The following is an 18,456-nucleotide window of genomic DNA, read 5'->3' as shown; positions in this document are numbered from 1 at the left end:
TCCTTTAGGCCAGGTGGCCGGGAATTGAAAAAGGGCTCAGGGCTTGCGCAGCAAGCGTTGCAACTGGTTGTCGAACCAGGCGCTGAAAGCCGGCGTGGGCTGCGCCTCGACGGCCAGGTACCACCAGTCGTCAGCGGCGAAGGCCCGGCATTTCACCGCATCCTTCTCGGTCATGACCAGCGGCAGCGGCGGGCTGAAGGCCAGGCTCTGGGCGCTGAACTGCGCATGGTCGGCAAAGGGATGCGGCACCGGCTGCCAGTTTAGCCCCAGCAGGGTATTGAAGAAACGTTGCGGGTTGCCGATACCGGCCACCGCGTGCAGGCGCTGGCCTGCGGGGAAATGGTCAAGCGCGCGGCGCTCGCCACTGCGCAGGTTCACCAGGGCGGACGGCTGCAGGCGGAAGCCGAAACCATCGGCGCGGTCTGCGCTGGCGCCGTTGAACAGCACTGCGTCAGCCTCGTGCAGGCGCTCGGCGGGCTCACGCAGTGGCCCCGCCGGCAGGCAGCGGCCATTGCCCAGGCCGCGTGCGGCATCGATCAGCACCAGCTCCAGGTCGCGCGCCAGGCGATAGTGCTGCATGCCGTCGTCACACAGGATCAGCTCGAGGGGTTCGCTGGCCAGCAATGCCTGCACGGCCCGGGAGCGGTCGGGGTCGATCATCAGCGGCACGCCGGTGCGCTGCACGATCAGCAGCGGTTCATCGCCGGCCTGCCCGGCAGCCTGGTCGGCGTGCACGCGCCAGGGTAGCTGCGGCGGCTTGGCGCCATAGCCACGGCTGACCACGCCCACCTTCAACCCCTGCTTGCGGCAGTGCTCGATCAGCCAGAGGATCATCGGCGTCTTGCCGGTACCACCCACGGTAATGTTACCCACCACAATGACCGGCACCGGGGCCCGGTAGCTGGCACTTTCGCCACTGAGAAAACGCGCCCGCTTGCGCGTGACCACGCGGCGATACAGCGCCTCCAGCGGGCGCAGCAGCGCCAGGGCCGGGTGCCCGGCGTACCAGGCGGCGAGCAGACGGTCGGCGAAGGCCATCAAGGTGTGCCCTGGGCCGCCTCGACAGTGGTCATGCGCAACTGGCTGAAACCGAGCTTGCCGGCGGCATCCATCGCAGTGACCACGGCCTGGTGCGGGGTCTTGCCGTCGGCGCTGATGGCCAGCGGCAGCTTGTTGTCGCCGCCCGACTCACGCTCGATCGCTTCGCTCAGGGTGGCCAGGTCGCTTTTGGGCAGCAGGTGGTTGTTCACCGAGTACACGCCTTCGGCGCTGATGGTGATTTCCACGAGCTTGCCCTGGTCGGGCGCCGCCGGCTCGGCGCTGGCGGCTTCGGGCAGCTCGACGCGTAGCTGGGTCTCGCGGGTGAAGGTGGTGGTGACCACGAAGAACAGCAGCAGGACGAACACCACGTCGATCAGCGACGCCAGGTTGATGTCGACGTTCTCCCGCTGGCGATTGCGCCGGAACTTCACGCCTTGCCTCCGGCCACTTCCACTTCGCGGTCGCCCTGGATCACTTCCACCAACTTGATAGCTTCCTGCTCCATGCCCACCACCAACTCATCGATACGGCGCAGCAGGAAGCGGTGGAAGAATACCGCCGGGATACCGACCATCAGGCCGGCCGCGGTGGTGACCAGGGCCTTGGAGATACCACCGGCCAGCACTGCGGCGTTGGCGGTCATCTGCGAGCCCATGAAGGCGCTGAAGATGTCGATCATGCCCAGCACGGTGCCCAGCAGGCCCAACAGCGGGGCCATGGCGGCGATGGTGCCGAGGGTGCTGATGTAGCGTTCCAGTTCGTGGATGACGCGCGAGGCGGCCTCCTCGATGCATTCCTTCATGATTTCGCGACCATGGCGCGAGTTGGCCAGGCCGGCGGCGAGGATTTCGCCCAATGGCGAATCAGCGCGCAGGGCCTTGAGCTTGTCACTGGTCAGTTGCTTGTCCTTGATCCATATCCACACCTGGCCGAGCAGGTGCGGCGGGGTGACGCGACTGACGCGCAGCGTCCACAGGCGCTCGACGACGATAGCCATGGCAGCGATGGAGCTCAGAATGATCGGCAGCATCATCCAACCACCGGACTTGACCAATTCCCACACAGTAAACGCCCCTTCGGAAAAAGGCCGCCACTCTACCATAGGCGCGCCGGGGGCTCATCTGCCGGAGGTCAGGGAATTGGCCTACCCGGTTTCTACCTTGAGATGTCGGGTGGCTGAACTGGCCCTTTCGCGGGTGAACCCGCTCCCACAGGTTCAGCGTCAATTCGAAGCCAGCGCAGTAGCTGTGGGAGCGGGCGCGCCCGCGAAAAAGACGACGCGGTGGATGGCACCGGCTTTGCCGGTGTTCGCGGGCATGCCCGCTCCCACAGGTACCGCGTGATCTCAAGTGCGACGCCGTCCCTGTGTGGGTTTACCCGCGAAAGGGCCTGCTCAGCCACCGCCCGCATCCCTCCAGAAACGCCGCTGTCGGCGCACACTCTCGACCTCCCCCAGCCTCCCCAGCACCAACCGCAACGCCCCCTGCTCCGCTGTGTCATGCATCACCACCCCATGCCGCCGATAACGTTCGACCACCTGCGAGTGCGGGTGCCCGAAGCTGTTGTTGCGCCCGCGCGAAATCAGTACCCCGCGCGGCGCCGTGGCGCGGATGAAGGCCTCGCTGGACGAACTGCGGCTGCCATGGTGCGGCGACTGCAGCCAGTCGATCCGCGGCGCTTCTGTGGCCGCCAGCCAGGCCCGTTCGGCACCGGCTTCCATATCTCCCGCCAGCAACAACCGCTCACCCTGCGCCTCGACCAGCAACGCACAGGAGCGGTCATTGCTGCTCTGTCCATCAGCCCAGCGCCACAGCGAAAAGCGCACGCCATCCCACGTCCATTGCTCGCCACTGGCACAAGGTTGCAGTTGCATGTCATCCAGCACTTCGCCGCCGATCACCCGTTCGACCGGCAGGCCACGTATGATTGCGCCAGCACCACCGGCGTGGTCGGCATGGGCGTGGCTGACCAGCATCAGGTCCAGGCTGCCCACCCCCAGCTTGCGCAAGGTCGGCAACACCACCCGCTCGCCCAGGTCGCTCTCGCCCCTGGCCGGCCCGGCGTCGTACAGCAGGTTGTGATGCCGAGTGCGCAACAGCACCGCCAGCCCCTGGCCGACGTCCAGCTGCCAGACCTCGACCTGGCCGAACGGCACCGTCTCCCGGGGTACCCACAGCGCCAGCAGCATTACACCACCCAACCCGCGCAGTGGTACGCCAAGGGGCATCAAAACCAGCAGCGCGCCCAGGCACACCAGCAGCCAGGCCCACAACGGCAGGGCTGGTGGCAGCCACGCCGGCTGCTGCGCCGCCAGCGCCAGCAGCCGGAAAAGCACATCAAGCAAACCACCCGCCAGCCAGAGCAGCGCCTCCCCTACCCCGCCCAACGGCAGCAGCAAAGTGCCCAGCAACGCCAATGGCAGCACTGCCAAGCTGACCCACGGCACCGCAACAAGGTTGGCCAGCGGCGCACTCAAGCTCACCGGCAAGCCCGTAGCCAGCAGTACCGGCAGCAAGCCGATCGCAATCACCCATTGCGCCCGCGTCCAGGCCTGCCAGGGCCGCCAGCTGCCCAGGCGGGCACTGAAGCAATAGACAAGCGTGGCCACGGCTGCGAACGACAGCCAGAACCCGGGCAGCAGCGCGGCCAACGGTTCCAGCAACAGTACGGCAACCAGCGCCAGCAACAACGGCAAGGTCGCACCCAGTTGGCGAAAACGCAGGCGCCAGAGCAACACCACGGCCAGCATCAGGCAGGCACGCTGCACCGGTACACCGCCACCAGCCAACCAACCGTAGGCCAGTGCCGCAGCCATGGCCAAGCCACACGCCCAGGGCAGCCACGGCAGACGAGCGGGCCACAGCCCCCAACGCGCCAGCCCGGCAACCAGGCCATACAGCAAGCCGGCAACCAGGCCGATGTGCTGGCCAGAGATCACCAGCAAGTGCACCGTGCCGGTGGCCTGCAACGTTTGCCAGTCCTCCCGGGCCAGGCCCGCCCCGTCGCCAAGCACCAGCGCCACCATCGCTGCCTGCCGGCCATTGGCCTCGACTGCCAGCAGGCGCTGGCGCAGCGTGTCGCGCCAGCCGCCGGCAACCGGCGCCAGCAACTGCCCGGCCTTGACCGTACCGGTCGCACCGACCCGCCGCGCCAGCAATTGCGCCTCACGGTCCGGCCCATGCGGGTTGAGCAGCCCGGCCGGGCGCTGCAAGGTCACCGCCAGCCGCCACTGCTCGCCCGCGCGCAGCGGCGGGCCGTCGAACCAGCTCAGTTGCAGGCGCTGCGGCAGCTCTGCCCGCCGCGAGCGGGCCGCGTCCAGCTCGAAGCGCACACCCTGCGCAGTCCGGGTCGGCAGGCCGACCACCTGGCCCTCAAGCCACAAGGTGCGGCCATCCAGCCCTGGGGCCAGGCGGTCATCCAGGGCCTGCTGCGCAGACCAGCAGGCCCAACACAGGCCCAACAGAAAACAGCCCAGCGGCCACAGCCGGGTAAACAGGCCGAGGCCACCGGCTACAGCCAGCAGCACCAGCCATCCGACCGATGGCAATGCGGGGAGAAAGCCCAGGCACAACAGCCCGAGCGCGAGCGCAAACATCCCTGTGCGCATGAAGTAGAGCTCCAGAAGCGAAATCACCTTCTGAGGCATAGCCCAATTGCCGGCAGCGCTTGCTCAACAATTGTCACAAACTCTAAACGAGGCTGAGCGGGAATCAGGGCATACTGCCCGGATCAACGCTCCGGGAGCCTACATGCCGCGCCGACTTTTCAAACGCTACATGCCGGACCCGACCAGTATTCGGGAACACAAGTCCTTACGCTTTTTCGGCAAGTTGCTGCATGACCCGAACCTCTGGCACCTGAACCGCCATTCGGTGGCGAGGGCCATGGGCGTTGGCCTGTTCGCGGCGCTGATCCCGATGCCGGCGCAAATGCTGTTGGCTGCCGCGCTGGCCATTCCGCTGCGCGGCAACCTGCCGATCGCGGTCAGCCTGGTATGGCTGACCAACCCGCTGACCATGCCACCGGTATTCTTCGTCACCTACATGACCGGTGCCTGGCTGATGCAGGTACCGCCGCGCACCCTGCCCGACGAACTGACTTTCCAGTGGATCACCGACCAGTTGTCGACGCTGTGGCAACCCTTCCTGCTCGGCTCGGTAGTGTGCGGTGTGGTGCTGGGCATCCTTGGCTACTTCACCACCATGCTCTACTGGCGCTGGTGGGTGGGCCGGCAGTGGCGTCTGCGCCAATGCCGGTGCAAGGCTTCAGGCACGCATGCCGCGGCCGCTGACCAGCAGGCGAACGCACACCAGGTAGAGCACCGCGGTGGCGACCAGCATGAAGGTAATCGCCGTACCAATGCTGATATCCGACACCCCTAGAATGCCGTAGCGGAACGAGTTGACCATGTGCAGCACCGGGTTGGCCAACGACACGGTCTGCCAGAACGGCGGCAACAGGTTGATCGAGTAGAACACCCCGCCCAGGTAGGTCAGCGGCGTCAGCACGAAGGTCGGGATGATCGAGATGTCGTCGAAATTGCGCGCGAACACCGCGTTGACGAAGCCCAGCAGCGAGAAGATGGTGGCGGTCAGCAGCACCACGACCACAGTCACACCCAGGTGGTGCACCTGCAGGTGGGTGAAGAACAGCGACAGGAAGGTCACGATCACGCCCACCGCCAGGCCGCGCAGCACGCCACCCAGCACGTAACCGACGAGGATCGTGTGTGGCGAAACCGGCGACACCATCAACTCTTCGATGGAGCGCTGGAACTTGCTGCCGAAGAAGCTCGACACCACGTTGCCGTAGGAGTTGGTGATCACCGACATCATGATCAGCCCCGGCACGATGTACTCCATGTAGGTGAAGCCACCCATGTCGCCGATCTGCCGGCCGATCAGGTTACCGAAGATGACGAAGTACAGGACCATGGTGATCGCTGGCGGCAGCAGGGTCTGCGGCCAGATACGCAGGAAGCGCCGCACTTCGCGGTAGACGATGGTGTTCAGGGCGACCCAGTTGGTGCGCAGTTCCACACTCATACGGCCACCTTCGACAGGTTTTTTTCCACCAGGGACACGAACAGCTCCTCGAGTCGGTTGGTCTTGTTGCGCAGGCTCTGTACCTCGATGTTCTGCAGCGCCAGCTGGCCGAACAGCGCAGTGATGCCGATGTCCTTGTCCACCTGCACTTCCAGGGTGTGCGGGGTCAGCAGCCGGCACGGGTAGCCCTGCAGCACCGGTGCAGTGGCCAGGTCCTGCCTGAGGTCGAGGACGAAGGTTTCGACATGCAGCTTGCCCAGCAACTGGCGCATGCTGGTGTTCTCGACGATGGTGCCGTGGTCGATGATGCCGATGTTACGGCACAGCTGCTCGGCCTCTTCCAGGTAGTGGGTGGTGAGGATGATGGTGATGCCCTTCTGGTTCAGCTCGGTGAGGAAGCTCCACATCGAACGGCGCAGTTCGATGTCCACACCGGCGGTGGGCTCGTCGAGAATCAGCAGGCGCGGCTCGTGGATCAGCGCACGGGCAATCATCAGGCGGCGCTTCATGCCCCCCGACAGCGAACGCGACTGTACGTCACGCTTGTCCCACAGGCCGAGCTGGGTCAGGTACTGTTCGGCACGCTCCTTGGCAACCTTGGGCGGGATGCCGTAGTAACCGGCCTGGGTCACGACGATGTCGAAGGTTTTCTCGAACTGGTTGAAGTTGAACTCCTGCGGCACCACGCCCAGGCAGCGTTTGAGCGCCGACGGCTCGCGGTCCAGGTCGTGGCCGAACACGTTGACCGTGCCGCTGGTCTTGTTGACCAGGGTGGAGAGGATGCCGATGGTGGTGGACTTGCCCGCGCCGTTGGGGCCGAGCAAGGCGAAGAAGTCGCCTTCGGCAACATCCAGATCGATGCCCTTGAGGGCCTGGAAGCCGTTGCCGTAGGTCTTGGTCAGCTGTCGGATGGACAGGGCGGAACTCATAGCGGGTCACTTACCGAGAAAAAGGTGCAGGACACGCCAGGTAAAGGCACTGGCGCAGTGAGTGCGGCCAATGGTGCTTGGCCTGGCCGCACAAGTACAGTCATGTGTATTGATAATGACTATCGAAGTAGCCGTGGTGTTCGATCAGGTCAGCGCAGTCATTACCGCTGCCTGGTACGCAGGGCGGGCCTTGAGGCGCTCGTACCAGGCCTCCAGGTGACGCATGGCCGGGCGCTCGATGGGCATTTCGAACCAGGCATAGATGAAGCTGCCCAGTGGGATGTCGCCCATGCCGATCTGGTCACCGGAAAGGTACGGCTGTTTGGCAAGGGCCTCGTCGGCAATGGCCAGCAGCTGGGCGCATTGCTTGTGCGCAGCGTTGATCGCCACCCAGTCGCGCTGGTCTTCCGGGGTGCGCAACAGGCCCCAGAACAGTGGGCGGAACGGCGTGGCGAAGGACGAGGTGGTCCAGTCCATCCACTTGTCCGCCAGGGCGCGCTGACGCGGGTCGTCCAGGTACCAGCCCTGCTCCGCACCGTACTCGGCGCACAGGTAGCGGACGATGGTATTGGACTCCCACAGGGTCAGGTCGCCGTCTTCCAGCATCGGCACCAGGCCGTTGGGGTTGCGGGCACGGTAGTGCGGCTCGTTGACCACGCCGAAGGCGCCGCCGGCGTCGATCGACTCGAAATCCAGGCCCAGTTCGTGGGCGATCCATAGCGCCTTGCGCACATTGCTCGAATTCTTGCGGCCCCAGATCTTCAGCATGGCAACGTCCTTATGAATGCGGAGGTGGTGCAGTCTACTCCAGACTTTCGTCGCCTGTACCGGCCTCTTCGCGGGTAAACCCGCTACAGGGTTCTGCGCCAGACCTGAGAGTGATGCAGTACCTGTGGGAGCGGGTTCACCCGCGAAGAGGCCGGTACAGGCAAACACCGGACTGAAACTCCCGCCGCCATACCCTGTCACTGTTCTGACCCGGCCATTCTCAGCGTTGCGTCTAAGCTGTCTGGGACGGCTTACCCCCCTGGTTCCAAGGAGGACCGATTATGTTGCTGTTGTGGTTGGTAGTGCTGGTGATCGGCGCGGCGTACCTCACGCACCGGCGCCTGGCGCCCTTGCAGATTCTTGGCATCATGGCGGCTTATGTACTGCTGATGGGCATTTTCAGCAGTGCTCCCGGCTGGCTGCTGACCCTGATCTGGATAGTCCTGGCCCTGAAAGTCGCCCTGGTGGCGCTGCCGGAATGGCGCCGCAAGGTATTCACAGGCCCCGTGTTCAACTGGTTCCAGCGCACCCTGCCTCCTATGTCGCAGACCGAGCGCGAGGCGATCGACGCAGGCACCGTATGGTGGGACGGCGAACTGTTCAGCGGCCGTCCCGATTGGCGCACCCTGCTCGCCTACCCGGCTCCGCAGCTGACCGAAGAAGAACAGGCCTTCATCGACGGCCCGACGGAACAACTGTGCGCCATGGTCAGCGACTGGCAGATCGGCCAGGACATGGACCTGCCGGCCGAAGCCTGGGCACATATCAAGCAGAATGGCTTCTTCGCCCTGATCATCCCCAAGGAATATGGCGGCAAGGGCTTTTCAGCCTACGCCCACTCCCAGGTGGCGATGAAACTGGCCACCCGCAGCGGCGACCTGGCTTCTACCGTGATGGTGCCCAACTCGCTCGGCCCGGCCGAGCTGCTGCTGCATTACGGCACCGACGAACAACGCAACCATTACCTGCCACGCCTGGCGCGTGGCGATGAAATCCCCTGCTTCGCCCTCACCGGCCCGCTGGCCGGCTCCGACGCAGGCGCCATGCCTGACACCGGCGTGGTCTGCAAGGGGCAATGGAACGGCGAAGAGGTCATCGGCCTGCGCCTGAACTGGGAAAAGCGCTATATCACCCTCGGGCCCGTCGCCACCCTGCTGGGCCTGGCGTTCAAGGCCTACGACCCGGACCACCTGCTCGGCGAGCAGGAAGATCTGGGTATCAGCCTGGCGCTGATCCCTACCGACACGCCCGGCGTCGAAATCGGCAAACGCCACCTGCCACTGGGCGCCGCGTTCATGAACGGCCCCAACAGCGGCAAGGACGTATTCGTGCCGCTGGATTTCCTCATCGGTGGCCAGGCCATGCTCGGCAAGGGCTGGATGATGCTGATGAACTGCCTGTCGGTAGGCCGCTCCATCTCCCTGCCGGCCGTAGGCACTGGCGCTGCCAAATACACCAGCCTGGTCACCGGCCAATATGCCAATATCCGCGAACAGTTCAATGTTCCTTTGGCCGCCTTTGAAGGCATCCAGGAGTCGCTGGCACGCATCGGCGGCAATGCCTGGCTGATGGACAGCGCGCGGCTGCTGACCGCCAAGGCCGTGGACCTGGGCGAAAAACCTTCGGTGCTGTCGGCGATCCTCAAGTACCACCTCACCGAGCGTGGCCGCGAGTGCATCCAGCACGCCATGGATGTGCATGGCGGCAAGGGCATCATCATGGGCCCGAACAACTACCTGGGGCGCAACTGGCAAGGCGCGCCGATCTTCATCACCGTCGAAGGCGCCAACATTCTTTCGCGCAACCTGATGATCTTCGGCCAGGGCGCCATCCGCTGCCATCCGTTCGTGCTCAAGGAAATGGCTTTGGCCGGGCGCGAGGACCGTGACCAGGCGTTGAGGGAATTCGATGACCTGCTGATGAAACACATCATGTTCGCCGCCGGCAATGCGGCCAGCACACTGATACTCAGCCTGGGGCTGGGGCGACTGGAAACCGTGCCCGGCGATACCCTGAGCCAAAGCTACTTCCGTGCACTCAACCGCCAGGCAGCGGCCTTCGCCCTGCTGGCTGACCTGTCGATGATGCTGCTGGGCGGTGCGCTGAAACGCCGCGAACGGCTGAGCGCAAGGCTGGGGGATGTGCTGAGTTACCTGTACCTGGCCAGCGCTGCGCTCAAGCGTTATCACGACCTGGGCTCACCGGAACACATGCAACCCTTGCTGCGCTGGGCGATGGAAGAAAGCCTGGGCCAGGCAGAAACAGCCCTGGATCGGTTGCTCGACAACTTCCCCAACCGCTTTGTCGGCTGTGCGTTGCGCGTGCTGGTGTTCCCCTTCGGCCGCCGCCACACCGGCCCAAGCGATGAACTGGATGCCGAAGTAGCGGCGTTGATCGGTCGCAGCAAGGGCGACCCAGCCCTGGAGGAACTGCTTGCAGGTTGCTTCCGCCCGCAGGCCGATGGCGACCCGGTAGCTGCACTACAGCGGGCCGCCGACTTGCTGGATGGGGTGGCCCCACTGCACAAGGCACTGCACCAGGCTATCAAGGAAGGCAAGATTCAGCCTGCAACGGGGCAGTCGATAATCGATGCGGCAGTGGAAAGCGGTGCGCTACAGCCTGGTGAGGGGCAACGACTGCAGGAGGCAGAGCACGCCCGCCGGGCGGTGATCGATGTGGATGCCTTCGACAAGACACAGTTGCTACCCGAACCAGGCAAGGTACGCTGAGCCAGGGGGCCGTTTTGCGGCCCCTTCTGTAACCCGCGTATACTCCGCCCCCGTTTCAACCTACCCGAGGACCGCCCCATGGCCAATCCCCACCTGGAATACCACCTGCAACTGCTTAACCACCTGCGTACCATCCTGGTGGCCCTGGGTGACGCCGAGCAGGTACCGGAGGAAAGCCACGCCCTGTTCCTCGAGCGCTTCGACGAACTGCTGAGCCTGCTGCCGCAGAATCCGCTGGAAAGCCAATATCTGGGCCAGGACCTGATCTGCCAGGTGATCCAGCGCTACCCGCAAATCGCGCACCTGGTACCACGCGACCTGCTGTGGTTCTTCGGTGGAGACTGCCTGCACTACATGCCTGACGAGGAGCTGGACCTGTACCAGCGCCTTGAAGAGCGCCGCTACGAAGCGGAGCAGAACGACGAGCCGTTCGACTGGCACCAGGAAAAGCAACTGCTCTCGTTACCAGGCGACTCTGCCAGCCACTGACCATCTAAACAGTCGCGCCTGATCGAGGCGCGACTTGACGCTGTAGCCAACCGCAATCCCCCGCGCTCATGTTGATTCGCCTTACAGACGCTCGGTGCCGGCCTGCTTAACCTGCATGCGGCCCTGCAATTGCTGACCAGCGCTGACCAGGACTCAAAAACTGACCAACGGGTATTTCCAATGAAAAAGACCTTGACCGCCCTCGGCTTGGCCGTGGCCGCCAGTACGGCCCATGCCGTGCCAGACACCGACACCATCCTCTTCACCGGCAAAGTCAACGGCAACACCTGCTCCATCGAGATTGTCGACCCTTATAACGGTGCGACACTGAACCCAATCGTGTTGCCTGAGGCTGAAGCTTCCAAGCTCTCGGGCGCCATTGACAAAGAGTCTACTCCTGTGGGCTTTGGCATTAGCATCACTGCCGGAACCGGTTGCGACCCGACCAGCAAGAAAGGTGTCGTATCCTTCGCTGGCAAAGACGGCCCAGCAGGCACGGGCGACGCTCTGCATGCACTGCACCCTGGCAGCGCCGCTGGCGTAGCTCTGGCAATCAAGGACAACACCCGCACAATCATCCCCTGGGGAGCCGAATCCAAGGAATATGACCTGAACGCCACCGGCGAAAGCACCATGCTGTTCTACGCCAACCTGCGCTCGACCGCAGCCGTTGTCACCGCCGGGCCAGTCAACGCCACGATTCCTTTCGTGTTCGACCTGAAATAGCCCCCTGGCCGCGCCGAGCGCGGCGCGGCCCCTACTTCACAACGCTCTGTGCAAATAATGTCTAACACTGGATACCAACGCCTTCGACGCGCCCTGCTCCCTCTGTGCCTGGCCCTTTCACTGCCAGCCGCCGAAGCCGCGCTGACCATCAACGCCACCCGGGTGATTCACGCCAGCGACGCTCGCAGCTCTTCGGTCGTGGTCGCCAACCCGACCAACAGGCCTTTCGCCGTGCAGACGTGGGTCAATACCCAGGCGGACGATACACTCACCGCCGTACCGTTGGTGCCAACCCCGGTGCTGTTCCGCCTGGACCCTGGCAAAGACCAGCTGGTGCAGATCAACCGTCTGCCCAACGACCTTCCGCAAGACCGTGAGTCGCTGTTCTTCTTCAATGTCCAGGAAATTCCGCAGCAGGAAACGTCTGGCCAGAACCAGTTGAACGTCGCCATGCGTACCCGCATCAAGCTGTTCTATCGCCCCACCCAACTCAAGGGCTTGCCGCAGGATAACGTCAAGCAACTGAACTGGTTTCTGCAGCAACGCGATGACGCCCTGTATCTGGTGGTCGACAACCCGACACCATTTCACTTCACTTTCGACCAACTGGAAGTCAGTGGTGCCGGGCAATCGGAAAAACCCAGCGCCATGGCCATGGCACTTCCTTTCGCCCAACAGTCCTACCGCCTGACGAAAATCCGCAGGCTGCAAGGGCTACAGGTAACTTTCAATACCCTCAACGACTATGGGGCCTCTACTGCCGTCATCCAGCAGCCACTGACTCTCAAGGCTGCAAGGTGATATGTAGCGGCTCGAAATTCGGCAAGTCCGGCCAGGTTTGGCCGGCGTCGAAACTGACCCTCACCTCCACCGAGAATTGCTGCCCCAGCTGCAAACTGCCCAAGAAGGTGAGCGGCACCGTTACATCACCATTTGCACCGATCCCTGAGGTCACCTCCGCGTCGGTGATCGCATGATCGTGCATGACTGGCAGAGCGCTAGCGGCTCCCTCAGCGGATACCCCAATGACATCGATGCGAACCCTCTGGTCCAGACCGATCAGTTTCCAGGGCGCCAGGGTAATCGCAGGATTCTGCGTCTGCTCCTTCAATGAGAAAATATTACCTTTGGTACCCGATAGCTGTGGGATAGTCATCATGTTGCGTGGAAACGGCTTTACCATGACTTGCCTGACCGCCGATACCCAGGAGCCGTCGCTTGCGTCTACCGTGTAACGCAGCGGTACTGTCTTGCCGCTCATGGCGACTACATGACGCTCGCCAACGCAGTAGCGACGCCCCCCTCCACACCCGGCAGCAACTGCTCACCGAAAAATCCAGGAGCCCATTCCACCGAGAACGGCTCGCCCGGATGAATGACAGCCGAATCGGGTATCCGTATTTCCAGTGGCCCATACATGTCGCTCAATTGCAGGACCACCTGCTCCTGACTGCCAGCCGCCAGCGGCACTTCAGGCCAGGGCAATACACGAGGTACAGGTTTGGCATCGACGGTGACGGCCTTGGGCACAGACGTCATGCTGGTGTTTCCCGCACGATCACGCAGCAGATACTGCGCATAGCGGCCACCATCACCGCGCTCCCGGATCATCTTGCCGTCATATTCAATGAGCACCGGCTGGCCGGCATCCGCAGCGGTCAAGGTGCGTTCGCCTACCTGGGTGTTGTCCAGCGGCTCGTCATCCCAGTAGTAGACGATCGTGTCGCCCGGCATGAATCCCTGATAGTCCGGCACGCTCGCCCGCAACACTTCGCCATGGTCCTTGAGAAACTTGTCAGTTACCGGCTGTGAGCCCAGGTCAGGGAATTCAAGCCGTCCTCTGTCTCCTCCCAGAATCGGTGCAGTGCGATCGATGGTCAAGGTCAAAGCCCTGGATTCAGTGTTGTATCCGTTATAGCCCCGAACGCGATAGGTAACCAGAAACTCACCTTCCTTGAGCAAGTAGTCGGCCGGTACATCGATGAACAACTCGGCAGGATCGATCTCGGCGTACCAGGTCTTGTCACCAATAAAATCGCCATTCCAGAAAAGAGAGAGAGTTTCCCGGTTACCACCCGGCCCAGGATTGGAAATCGGCCACATTGGAACCTCGATCCGCAAGGGAAGGCCCAGTGTTGCAACCGGCAACAACCCAGGCGCGCCATCCGGGATGTCCTCCAGCGCCGTTGGTGTCGAAGGAGGTTCGAGTAAATTAACGCCGCGTGACGAATCCATAGGCATGATGCCTTCCTCCAAAACCCAAAACGCCAAGGGCGAGCACTCGCTCGCCCTTGGCCAACGTTACCAGCGATAGCTCACGCCGATATTCGCACCCCACGGTTGCTCGATCCGCTCACCATTGCTGTAATCGAAATCGGCATGCATTTGCAGGCGCTCGTCCAGCGCCACCGCTATTCCGACCCCCAGTTCACCACGCGAACCGGCCAGGTCATTGTCGAAACGATGGTCATTGACCTTCACCTGATTATCGCTCACGAACTCATGGGCATACGCGACGCGAACATAGGGCTGGGCGAAACGCCCCTCACCCAGGACGAACGTGCGCCCCAGGGTGGCACCGGCCTTGCCCAGCAGCGATCGGGTGTCGTCACCTTGTGCCTTGAGACCATTGTCCAGGCTGTAGTCCTTGCCCGCGATGCTCACTGCCGACCACTGTGTATATGGCTCGACGAAGTAACCGTCGCCCAAGGCGATATGACGGCCGAACTCTACAGACCCACCGACGCCCAGATTGTCATAGCTGCCCTTGGCACGTTCGCCATCGCTCAGAGTCACCTTTGAATCGTTGTCGAAGCGGTTGAGTTTGACCACGCCATCGAAGTAATAGCCGCTACCTGCATCGAGCCAAGTGGCATACAGGCCGAAGTAGTAGCTTTTGACTTCGGCAGAACCGCCACGGGTCAGGTTGAGATCGGACGAACTGTGCCCGGCCATGACACCCGCCAACCACTGCCCGTCGCCCCAAGGCAACGGCGTGTCCGCCCCCAGGGAAAACCCTTGTTGCGTCTGCTTGTAACCTGCCTGCTCGCCGACGTTGTACTGGTTGCCATAAGCTCTGGCCCAGGCCCCTGCCTTGCGCTCGTCCAGTCGCAATTCACCCATGCGCCCACGCAAGCTGGTCAACTCACCGTACCAGACCGTCGGCGCAGTATTGAACAACGCCAGCACCGATGCAGTGCCAGGGCTGATGACCTTGCTCGAGCCATCAAGGAACCAATCGTTGCCACGCTGCGCCAAGGCATAGGAAAACGCACCCAGGTCCACCGGACCGTTGAGCAACGAAAACGAAGCATCGCCACTCCCGATGTGAACCAGGTGCAATGAATTCGGCGCGGTCGGCTCGGCGCCGCTGCTACCGACCAGCAAGCTATGATTACCGCTGGCATTCCCGGTCACTTCCAGGAAGTCGGTCTGCCCGTTGGCGAAATTGGCGTCCATGATGAGCGTGCCGCTCCCCGACAAACTACCCAGGGTCAAACGCTGGTACTGATTGGCTTCACCGAAGCGTACCTCCCCGCCGTTCATCTGCAGGTTGTCGACCTGACTGTCCTCGACCATGGTCCAACGCCCCTGATTGGCCAGCGTCAGGCTTGCCACATTTTCCAGGCGGCCGGTCAGACTGGCATGGTTATCCAGGCTCACATTCGCGGTCGAGCCTTCTTCGGAACGTACATCCCCTACCAGTTGAGCGTTGTCGACGCTCAGGTTCGCAGTGGAGTTGCCCACCACCTCCAGCAGGGTGCCATTGCTGCCCTTGAGGGTCGAACCCGCTCCGACCAGGATATTGGCACTCGCTGGCCCCAGGAAGGCATCGCCTACGACGATGGCAGAACCGTCCAGCCCTTCGACATGAGACCCGACCAGGCTTACATTGGCCGCATCGGCAAAATCTGGGTCGCCCAGAATATCCAGACCGATGCGTGCCCCACTGATGGTGCTGCCGCTGGCAATCAGGCTGGCGTTACCGAACAATTGCGCCGCCCCCGAGTTGCCATTGCTGACCAGCGAGCTGTTTTCCAGCACCAGTGCAGAGCCGGCACTCAGTGACGCCCCCCCCTGTCCCCCTTCAATATGGCTGTCACTGACTGTCACCGTTGAGCCCACCACCCCTTGACGAGCAAGGCTCAACCCGAACAGGTCGGCGCGTATGGAACTGTTACCGCTGATAGTCCCGTTTGCCGAAATGAGCGTCACGCCTTCCAATGTTCCCCCATCAACCGTGGTGCCTTGCAAGTTCAACTCACTGCCTGCGTTTGCCCTGATGCGCTGGGTGGTGGCGCCAGTGGCATTCAATTGCCCCCCGGCTCTGACCAGGTAACTGTCGGGTGCGGTCGAAGCATCGATGTTCAACTTGCCATCGACAATGGTTTGCGCCCAAACCGGAGCCGCCCAAAGCAGCAGCAAGGATGCTCTGAGGCTGCGGGTTACCACATTCAAACCGAAACACTTAATAGACTTCATAAGAAAGCTCGCCTGTAAGAAATGCGTCGAAGACTTACAAAGCTACAAAGAAAAACCGCCACGATATGTAGGAAAAGCCGACAAATGCCGAATGGACGGCCTTTCCTCACATCCTCAGGGTCTCAATGGGCAGGAGCCCGCAGCGTCGTGCACGGCAACAACCTGCTCTTCGATGTCCGATTCATAGGTACGCCCTGCCAACTCAAACTCGTAGTGGACCCGTCCTCGCCCATCATTGTTGGTAGGAGGATTGAAGATGGGCAGAATATGTTTTGCATAAGGCTGGACACGCCAGACGAAACCATTGATGTTGGTCGCTGTGAGGTCGATTGTTTCGTCCAAATCTACACCAGGTACTGGTGTTTCGCCTACAAATCCTTGAACGGCAGTCCATTTCAGCGTCACCTTGTCACCCACTTGGAGCCCATACTGCGCCAGATCCGGTACCTGGACACGGATCGCAGGGTCAAGCGGGTGACCTGGATCATCGTCATCGTAAAGCGCATCGCAGGTCAGCCAGCCGATAGGGTCACTGGTATTGCCGCCCAGGAACTTTGGTTGCTCCGGATGGATGCCGATGGCAGTCACGTCTACATCGACGGTATCGGACCATACAACGTTCGGGTTGCCCGGTCGCCTGACCTTGTAGTGGACTGGAACGATATCGTTGCCCCTCGCAGCAATGGCCGCCCATGGCACCGCGAATTCCAGCTCTTCACCGATATCCTCTTTTGCCAATGGATAGTCCAATGTGTCGAGATGGGTGTCGTCCCAGTAGAACGTGAGTACGTCGCCCTCCTGCAACGAAGCATCAATTTGCAGAAATAACTGTGCATCCTCGAACTCATCATCAGGACGCAATGCGTTCTCGGTGTTGGAGCTCTTGCCGTAAACAGCAGGAAGCGGCAACCGCGGGTTCACCGGCTTCGGCCACTCCGGATCTGGATCAGGGCCGACTGGGCCAACCCGCTCGAGATTGACCATGACATCGATGTCCCGACCACCTTGCGGCACGGTGCCCCTGCGCACTTCGTACGCCACCTTCACCGCAACCGCGCCCGTGCTGCCGGCGCCGTAGCTGCCCCAAACGACGGTTGGTGTTATCCGAAAATCCATCGGAAAGGCGTTGAGGCTACCCACTTCGCGCCACTCGGACGTATCGCTACCCCAAATCACCCGCACCTCGTCGGTAGGCTTGGCGTTAGCGAAGGCCAGCACTTGCACGACGATACCGTCGAAGACATCCTGTTGGTCGATCACGCCATCATCGGCAGCCGCCACGAGGGGGGCTTGGAAACTGCCAGGCGGGGGGCCGATGGCCACCCCCACAGCTCGAGGAGCCGAAAGCCGGCTGAGATTACCCGCCTTGTCCTTCAGCACGTACAGCGCGTATACACCGCCATCTCCCAACTCTCGGATGGTTTCGGCAGGCACGGCGATATCCTGCGGCAATGCACCCACGTCGACGGCCCCATCGGGGTCGACTACTTCACCTTCACCCGGTACTTTGTTGAGCCAGAACCAGAACACTTTGTCGCCGTCGGCCCGATCCGGATAAGCGGGCAATGAAAGTTTTACTGTTGTAATAGTCGCATCAGTAATATCGGCAATCACCGGAAATGCATCGGGCGTCGCTTTATCGTACGGGGGTTTCCGGTCAAATCTTAATGTCAGTTTATCCGATCCCGTTGTGGAACCTGTGTACTGTTTTACCTCGTAACTAAAACTGTGATCGCCATCCGCCCACTGCGCCAACTGCAAACGATCAAACGGGATCGGAAGCGGGAAACGGCCGGCATCATCAATATCAAACTGCTCTTCCAGAAGCGTCTTGCCAGTTTGGTCATGTGTAACTGTCAGAAGGTCATACCTGCCAACCGGCGCCATTACTGGCCAATTAGGAATAGTAATCTGGAGCACTTTGCCGTCATCTTCCAAGTACTCAACCTTGACCGTATTGTCCTTGGGATCTGCAATAAGATCCGGAGCTATTCCCGGGGCGCTCAACGCTTGAGGCTGAGCATGACGAATGCGAATCGGGTGTAGTGTCGGCTGCCCCTTTTCCACTAAAAACCGCTTACCAACTGACTGACTCATTCCGAGATCTCCCGTTAATCGGCGCAGGTATGTTTCAGCTACCCAGACACTTGACCAGTGTCAGCAGCCCGAAACTTCGAATACAACTTCAGCTCCTTCCTGACTGAAGCCTGTACTCAATCACCCCGCATCACAACTGGCATTTTTATC

At 62.0% G+C, this 18,456-nt stretch carries 15 protein-coding genes and 1 pseudogene; 5 read left to right on the top strand and 11 right to left on the bottom strand.

Annotated elements, in window-relative coordinates:
- Positions 1-36: 36 nt before the first annotated feature.
- From lpxK to AC2T3R_RS07265, 4 genes are all read right to left on the bottom strand, one after another.
- Positions 37-1,038, bottom strand: a complete 1,002-nt coding sequence (lpxK, locus tag AC2T3R_RS07280; RefSeq protein WP_410953358.1) for a tetraacyldisaccharide 4'-kinase — start codon at positions 1,036-1,038, stop codon at positions 37-39.
- Positions 1,038-1,472 (bottom strand): ExbD/TolR family protein, encoded by a 435-nt coding sequence (locus AC2T3R_RS07275; RefSeq protein ID WP_013971564.1) that lies wholly within the window; start codon positions 1,470-1,472, stop codon positions 1,038-1,040. The genes lpxK and AC2T3R_RS07275 overlap by 1 nt, the downstream gene beginning before the upstream one ends.
- Entirely contained in the window at positions 1,469-2,104 is a 636-nt protein-coding gene (locus tag AC2T3R_RS07270) for a MotA/TolQ/ExbB proton channel family protein (protein WP_003259970.1), read from the bottom strand. Before AC2T3R_RS07270 ends, AC2T3R_RS07275 begins: the two co-directional genes overlap by 4 nt.
- A gap of 330 nt (positions 2,105-2,434) precedes the next feature.
- The gene (locus AC2T3R_RS07265) at positions 2,435-4,648 is read right to left on the bottom strand and encodes a DNA internalization-related competence protein ComEC/Rec2 (RefSeq protein ID WP_486744852.1); all 2,214 of its coding nucleotides are present in this window, start codon (positions 4,646-4,648) and stop codon (positions 2,435-2,437) included.
- 142 nt (positions 4,649-4,790) lie between these two features.
- Between AC2T3R_RS07265 and AC2T3R_RS07260 the strand changes: the two are divergent.
- A pseudogene (locus AC2T3R_RS07260) lies at positions 4,791-5,297 on the top strand (DUF2062 domain-containing protein); the annotation flags it as partial.
- A 9-nt stretch (positions 5,298-5,306) separates the two neighbouring features.
- Here the strand turns inward: AC2T3R_RS07260 and AC2T3R_RS07255 are convergent.
- From AC2T3R_RS07255 to AC2T3R_RS07245, 3 genes are all read right to left on the bottom strand, one after another.
- Positions 5,307-6,086 carry an ABC transporter permease gene (locus tag AC2T3R_RS07255; RefSeq protein ID WP_003260104.1) on the bottom strand — a complete coding sequence of 260 codons (780 nt, stop codon included), beginning with the start codon at positions 6,084-6,086 and terminating at the stop codon, positions 5,307-5,309.
- Positions 6,083-7,015 (bottom strand): ABC transporter ATP-binding protein, encoded by a 933-nt coding sequence (locus AC2T3R_RS07250; protein ID WP_013971560.1) that lies wholly within the window; start codon positions 7,013-7,015, stop codon positions 6,083-6,085. Before AC2T3R_RS07250 ends, AC2T3R_RS07255 begins: the two co-directional genes overlap by 4 nt.
- 144 nt (positions 7,016-7,159) lie before the next feature.
- Positions 7,160-7,783, bottom strand: coding sequence for a glutathione S-transferase (locus tag AC2T3R_RS07245; RefSeq protein ID WP_024086519.1), 624 nt, complete (start codon positions 7,781-7,783; stop codon positions 7,160-7,162).
- 281 nt (positions 7,784-8,064) lie between these two features.
- Between AC2T3R_RS07245 and AC2T3R_RS07240 the strand changes: the two genes are divergently transcribed.
- From AC2T3R_RS07240 to AC2T3R_RS07225, 4 genes are all read left to right on the top strand, one after another.
- A complete protein-coding gene (locus AC2T3R_RS07240; RefSeq protein ID WP_486744850.1) occupies positions 8,065-10,512 on the top strand; it encodes an acyl-CoA dehydrogenase in 2,448 nt (815 codons plus the stop codon).
- Between the two features lie 78 nt (positions 10,513-10,590).
- Positions 10,591-11,001, top strand: coding sequence for a PA2817 family protein (locus AC2T3R_RS07235; protein ID WP_013971557.1), 411 nt, complete (start codon positions 10,591-10,593; stop codon positions 10,999-11,001).
- 180 nt (positions 11,002-11,181) lie between these two features.
- Complete coding sequence (locus tag AC2T3R_RS07230; protein ID WP_486744849.1) at positions 11,182-11,727, top strand: fimbrial protein; 546 nt, start codon at positions 11,182-11,184, stop codon at positions 11,725-11,727.
- A gap of 57 nt (positions 11,728-11,784) precedes the next feature.
- Complete coding sequence (locus tag AC2T3R_RS07225) at positions 11,785-12,528, top strand: fimbrial biogenesis chaperone (protein ID WP_410953363.1); 744 nt, start codon at positions 11,785-11,787, stop codon at positions 12,526-12,528.
- On the opposite strand, the gene AC2T3R_RS07220 is transcribed toward AC2T3R_RS07225, so the two are convergent.
- From AC2T3R_RS07220 to AC2T3R_RS07205, 4 genes are all read right to left on the bottom strand, one after another.
- Complete coding sequence (locus AC2T3R_RS07220) at positions 12,512-12,988, bottom strand: hypothetical protein (protein WP_486744848.1); 477 nt, start codon at positions 12,986-12,988, stop codon at positions 12,512-12,514. The genes AC2T3R_RS07225 and AC2T3R_RS07220 overlap by 17 nt on opposite strands.
- Before the next feature lie 5 nt (positions 12,989-12,993).
- Positions 12,994-13,968: a hypothetical protein gene (locus AC2T3R_RS07215; protein ID WP_486744847.1), complete on the bottom strand. Its 975-nt coding sequence runs from the start codon at positions 13,966-13,968 to the stop codon at positions 12,994-12,996.
- A gap of 60 nt (positions 13,969-14,028) precedes the next feature.
- Positions 14,029-16,209: an autotransporter outer membrane beta-barrel domain-containing protein gene (locus AC2T3R_RS07210; protein WP_486744846.1), complete on the bottom strand. Its 2,181-nt coding sequence runs from the start codon at positions 16,207-16,209 to the stop codon at positions 14,029-14,031.
- Positions 16,210-16,323: 114 nt separating this feature from the next.
- Positions 16,324-18,306 carry a hypothetical protein gene (locus AC2T3R_RS07205; protein WP_486744845.1) on the bottom strand — a complete coding sequence of 661 codons (1,983 nt, stop codon included), beginning with the start codon at positions 18,304-18,306 and terminating at the stop codon, positions 16,324-16,326.
- Between the last annotated feature and the right edge of the window lie 150 nt (positions 18,307-18,456).

The organism is Pseudomonas sp. PVC-5-1 (assembly GCF_057444345.1).
This window is presented reverse-complemented; position numbering and strand designations above follow the sequence as displayed.

Bases quoted from the DNA above. Each gene is read 5' to 3' on its own strand.
- AC2T3R_RS07245 (WP_024086519.1), bottom strand. From the start codon at position 7,783: ATGCTGAAGATCTGGGGCCGCAAGAATTCGAGCAATGTGCGCAAGGCG.
- AC2T3R_RS07210 (WP_486744846.1), bottom strand. From the start codon at position 16,209: ATGAAGTCTATTAAGTGTTTCGGTTTGAATGTGGTAACCCGCAGCCTC.
- AC2T3R_RS07265 (WP_486744852.1), bottom strand. From the start codon at position 4,648: ATGCGCACAGGGATGTTTGCGCTCGCGCTCGGGCTGTTGTGCCTGGGC.
- AC2T3R_RS07240 (WP_486744850.1), top strand. From the start codon at position 8,065: ATGTTGCTGTTGTGGTTGGTAGTGCTGGTGATCGGCGCGGCGTACCTC.
- AC2T3R_RS07205 (WP_486744845.1), bottom strand. From the start codon at position 18,306: ATGAGTCAGTCAGTTGGTAAGCGGTTTTTAGTGGAAAAGGGGCAGCCG.
- AC2T3R_RS07235 (WP_013971557.1), top strand. From the start codon at position 10,591: ATGGCCAATCCCCACCTGGAATACCACCTGCAACTGCTTAACCACCTG.
- lpxK (WP_410953358.1), bottom strand. From the start codon at position 1,038: ATGGCCTTCGCCGACCGTCTGCTCGCCGCCTGGTACGCCGGGCACCCG.
- AC2T3R_RS07215 (WP_486744847.1), bottom strand. From the start codon at position 13,968: ATGCCTATGGATTCGTCACGCGGCGTTAATTTACTCGAACCTCCTTCG.
- AC2T3R_RS07255 (WP_003260104.1), bottom strand. From the start codon at position 6,086: ATGAGTGTGGAACTGCGCACCAACTGGGTCGCCCTGAACACCATCGTC.
- AC2T3R_RS07225 (WP_410953363.1), top strand. From the start codon at position 11,785: ATGTCTAACACTGGATACCAACGCCTTCGACGCGCCCTGCTCCCTCTG.
- AC2T3R_RS07220 (WP_486744848.1), bottom strand. From the start codon at position 12,988: ATGAGCGGCAAGACAGTACCGCTGCGTTACACGGTAGACGCAAGCGAC.
- AC2T3R_RS07250 (WP_013971560.1), bottom strand. From the start codon at position 7,015: ATGAGTTCCGCCCTGTCCATCCGACAGCTGACCAAGACCTACGGCAAC.
- AC2T3R_RS07230 (WP_486744849.1), top strand. From the start codon at position 11,182: ATGAAAAAGACCTTGACCGCCCTCGGCTTGGCCGTGGCCGCCAGTACG.